The following is a 4,690-nucleotide window of genomic DNA, read 5'->3' as shown; positions in this document are numbered from 1 at the left end:
TAACAGGTTCAGTGAGTTAAGTTGAAGAGCCGTATGTGGGAAATCTACAAGTATGGTTCTGTGAGGGGCATCATGCTTTCTCACATTATGTTTAAAATTTAAATTATAAATAGGAGAAACAGAGATGTCTACTCGACAAAAAATAGCATTTTTGGTGGCGCTGGAAAAAACCATAGGCGAGCAAAAAATTGATGTGGTGATCGCACAAGATGGTAAGCGTTTAATTGATCAGGTGGATTTAGCGCAGGGGGTGGGGTTGTGAATGAAATAAAAGCAGCGCTAGCTGCATTAGAAACAAAAGGTGATTATTACACAGAGCATAAGTTAGATGCTTCTTATCTGCAAGTTAATGTGAATAAAGTTGGGCGTTTAAATTACCCATTAACCGATATAACAGCAAAGTCACTTATTCAAATTGCGGAGCCTGCGAAATATGGATTAAAGGAGCAAACGCTTCTTGATACGTCCGTGCGTAAAGTGTGGGAGATTAAACCATCAAAATTTAAAATCCTTAAAACAGGCTGGCGTCAGGGTATCAAGCCAATGCTCGATCAAATGAGAAAAGACCTTGGCTTGCCAGATGAAACAAAGCTTGTTGCCGATGTGCATAATCTTTTGGTGTATGAGCCAGGTTGTTTCTTCAAGCCACATCAAGACAGTGAAAAAGTCGATAATATGGTGGCAACGATGGTTATTGTTTTACCAAGTACACATGTTGGTGGAGCGCTGATTGTCGAGCATAATGGTCGTCAGTATGTGTTTGATTCTGGTAAAGATAACACTTCATTACAAGCGTTTTCGTTTTATGCGGATTGTCGCCATGAGGTCAGACCACTGACAAGTGGGTATCGTGTTGCGTTGACCTTTAACTTGATTTTGCAAAATTATCAAGGTGAAACAAAAAACTTGATTGAGCGTGACTTTGATAAGCGAATCAGTGTGGCTATTGAGCGATATTTTTCAACCAAGTCATGGTTGCCTCGTTGGTGTCAGGATGACACCAACCCCGTTAAATTTGTTTATTTGTTAGATCATGAATACACACAAAGTGGTTTGAGTTGGCAGTGTTTAAAAAACACAGACCGCGTGCGAGTTGATGCCTTGTTAAAGGCAGCCGATAAGCATGAACTGGATGCCTATTTGACCTTGGTTGACTCACATGAAGTATGGGGCTGTGATGACGAAAATGATTATTATGCGCGCAGCCATTATGATGAGGAATTTGGCGATCTGGAAGATAACTATGTTTTACATAGTCTGATTGATAGTGATACAGCCATTGAGTATTGGCTTGATCGAGATGGCAATTATAAAAGCTTTGCTTCATATAATGTGGATAATTGTTTTGTGCATGCAACAAAAGATGGGAATGCATTTGTTCCTTATGAAAGTGAGTATGAAGGTTTTATGGGCAACTATGGTAACACAATGGATCGTTGGTACAAACGTGCAGCCCTTGTAATGTGGAAAAAAGCGGATGCACAGAAAATTCTCTTTGAAATCGATCCCTTAAGTTATGTTGAGAAGCTCTACAAGCCAATGTATGACAGTGTTTCGATTGATACGATTAAGCAAGCGCTTTATTCGCAAGTCGATGAGTTAAATGATGTTTGGACTTCTCTGGTAAGGCAGGCCAAAGTGCCTGAGCATTGTGCTAAAGTACTCGAGTTTAGTGCTTATATCAATGACCCAGTGCGCGCCAGTCGCATTATATCACATTTTGATAGCTTACTGATTGATGCTCGGTTAGCCAAACAGTGGGTGCTGCTGGTCAATGCTTATGGTGCTGACTGGGTGATTGAAATATTTTCTGAACTGCTTGATAAACGTTCAACTCGGCGCCAAGAGGGCTTGTCTGATTTTTGTGACTTAATTAAGGCGTTTCAAGGTGCCCTGATGGAGCGCCCGGTTATGCGCTTTTTATTTGATTACCATGTCAAAATAATGGCGTCAGTCTTCAGTAAAATTACAACACCGCGTGAGCGATTTGAATCGCAGGGAAAAAGATACCGGTTCGCTAAGGAGTGTATCGAAGGTGTATTATTGCTTGAAGATGAAGCGTTGCATCAGCAGTTGATCGATCTGCTTATTAGCGGTCAATTACAGCTAGAGCCGCTAGAGCTTGCTGAGCTATTATTGAAATATTTAAGGCTTGACCAAAATCAGCACGTGCCTTATGGGGTTGATAGACTTGTTAACTATGTCGTGCTTTTACTTGAAAACGAAAAAAGCCTTGGCGTTAAGGCGCAAGATGATTGGTCTATTTCAGCTGACACAAGTTGTGGCTGTGATTTATGTGATGAATTAGTTAAGTTTTTGTCTGATGTAACCTGGCAGGAGAAAACCTGGCCGATTGCTAAGGAAAAACGAAGACATGTCGGTGGTGTGATTTATCAGGCAAATATTCCGGTTAGCACAAAGGAAGTTGCAACAGGCAGCCCACATAAACTTGTGTTGACAAAAGACCAAGACATGCATTCAATAGCGAATAAACGTTATCAAGCAGTGTGTGATATGTTAGTACAATTACGTTTGGGATTTAACCTTGATATGGCTGTCAATTGATTCTGAAAAGTTAAGCATTTAATGTTAACATCAAAGTGAGGTTGAGGTGAAAAAATTGCCAATTGGCCTTTCAAGTTTTGAAAGGATAATGACAGATAATTACGTCTATGTTGATAAAACCAGGCATATCTATAATCTTGTTAACACAGGTGGTGGTCGTTACTTTTTATCACGTCCACGTCGGTTTGGTAAGTCATTATTGATTGATACTATTAGATTAGCTTTTGAAGGAAGGGAGGGGTTGTTTAAAGGTTTATATCTGGAGCAGAATTGGGATTGGCAGATCACCTATCCTGTTTTAAACTTCAGTTTTGGCGAAGGCAGTGTATCTACGCCACAAGCTTTGGATGAGAAAATTTCTGGTTTTCTGGATGCTTATTATGAGCAATATCGAATTGGAAACGCTTATTCAGAGGTAAGTGCACGGTTTTCCTATTTGATCAGGCATCTGGCAAGCCGGTTCAATAAAGTTGTCATTCTTATAGATGAATATGATAAACCAATCCTTGATAATATTGCCGATAGCGACAACGCTATAGCGATGCGAGAGAGGCTGAGGAATTTTTACAGTGTAATCAAGTCCCAGGATATCAATGTTCAGTTTGCGATGCTTACAGGGGTATCTAAGTTTAGCAAAGTCAGTCTGTTTAGTGATTTAAACAACCTGGAAGATCTGAGTTTAGATGTTCGCTATGCCGATATCTGTGGCTATAACCAGGCAGAGCTTGACCTTTCGTTTAAAAAGTATTTAGATAATGGGCAAGTAGATTATACGCTTTTAAAGAAATGGTATAATGGTTATAACTTTGCAGGCAGTGAGATGCAGAAAGTTTATAACCCATTTGATGTTTTATTGTTTATTGCTAAGGGGTGTCGTTATCAGAACTACTGGTTTGAAACGGCGACACCGACGTTTTTAGTTAAGGCGATTCAGCAACATCGCTATTTCATTCCAGATTTAGAGAATCTGGTGGTTGGCGAGAGTATGCTGACAAAATTTGATATTAATACTATGCCTGTTGCTACCTTGCTGTTTCAGACGGGGTATTTGACAATTAAAGAAATCACGATGCGGGGCAAGCGAACAGCCTATCGCTTGGGCTATCCAAATTATGAGGTAAGATGTAGTTTAAACGAGGTGCTGGCTGGGGTCGGTACGACACAAGATAGTAAAGATTCGGTGATAGATGGGCTTATTACTGCGTTGGAAGGTAATGACTTCAAGCTTCTTGAGGAGGTTATTACCAGCCATTTTGCCTCTATTCCCAATGACTGGTATCGAAATAACAACATTGATCAGTATGAAGGCTTTTATGCCAGCATTGTCTACAGCTACTTTGTTGCCCTGGGTTATGATCTTATCGCCGAAGATGTCACTAATCATGGGCGAATTGATTTAACGGTTTTGATGCCGAATAAAATTTTAATCATCGAATTTAAGCTTATTAAGTTTGGTGGAGCGAATAAGGCTATCTCACAGATAAAAGATAAAGGCTACCCTCAGAAGTATCTGGCGCAAAATAAACCTATTTATTTAATTGGTATCAGTTTTGACCCAGATAAGCGAAACATCACAGAGCTCGTGTTTGAGCAGTATGATCTTGAATGTTAAACCTGTTGAGTGGTCAACTTGCTTTTGCTTAATCGCTGCACTTTTACGATGTTTAAATTCATCATTCACCGCGAGACACTTATGTGTTTTATCGGAAATTCAGCGATAGAATTGTGGATTATACGAAGTTAAGGTTTACCTATGTTTTATAAACGCATTCTAAACTTACCTGATTTATTGACAAGGAAATCATTTTTTTATTTGGCCCAAGGGCAACGGGAAAGTCTTCTTTAATTAAGGCTACACTTGTTATGGCAGGATCGGCTTTTGTAAGGGTCGCCGTATATTACGGATATTGAATTGATAATCAGAGTACACTTATTCGCAAAAACGCAATTTGAATTTGCGTTTTTGATTAAAAAAAGCAAAATACGTTTGCGTTTTATTGTTTTGATGTTGGTGTTTTTCAGACATTGCGACCTAAAGGACCGTTAGATAGTACCGATGAAATAAAAGGTGCTGCACTTGAAACACTTTTTTTGCAACATTTAAGCATACATTGAGCACCTCTAA

Annotated in this window: 3 protein-coding genes; all 3 read left to right on the top strand. The window is 39.4% G+C overall.

Going from position 1 to position 4,690, the window contains the following annotated elements; genetic code table 11:
* The first annotated feature begins 124 nt into the window (after window positions 1–124).
* Genes DNK84_RS14515 through DNK84_RS13590 form a run of 3 tightly spaced genes read left to right on the top strand, consistent with a single transcriptional unit; the run spans window position 125 to window position 4,177 of the window.
* On the top strand, window positions 125–262 hold the full coding sequence (locus DNK84_RS14515; RefSeq protein ID WP_162902505.1) for a hypothetical protein: 138 nt from the start codon (window positions 125–127) through the stop codon (window positions 260–262).
* A complete protein-coding gene (locus tag DNK84_RS13595) occupies window positions 259–2,565 on the top strand; it encodes a 2OG-Fe(II) oxygenase (RefSeq protein ID WP_119345001.1) in 2,307 nt (768 codons plus the stop codon). The genes DNK84_RS14515 and DNK84_RS13595 overlap by 4 nt, the downstream gene beginning before the upstream one ends.
* Window positions 2,566–2,611: 46 nt before the next feature.
* Window positions 2,612–4,177, top strand: coding sequence for an ATP-binding protein (locus DNK84_RS13590; RefSeq protein ID WP_119345000.1), 1,566 nt, complete (start codon window positions 2,612–2,614; stop codon window positions 4,175–4,177).
* Window positions 4,178–4,690: the final 513 nt, after the last annotated feature.

Source organism: Facilibium subflavum (genome assembly GCF_003574485.1).
GTDB classification, from domain to species: Bacteria; Pseudomonadota; Gammaproteobacteria; order Francisellales; family Francisellaceae; genus Facilibium; species Facilibium subflavum.
Note: the sequence above shows the minus strand (reverse complement) of the source record. Positions and strands in the feature narration are given on the sequence as shown.

What these genes read in the sequence shown, in the direction of transcription:
- DNK84_RS14515 (WP_162902505.1), top strand. Translation starts at nt 125, where the DNA reads ATGTCTACTCGACAAAAAATAGCATTTTTGGTGGCGCTGGAAAAAACC.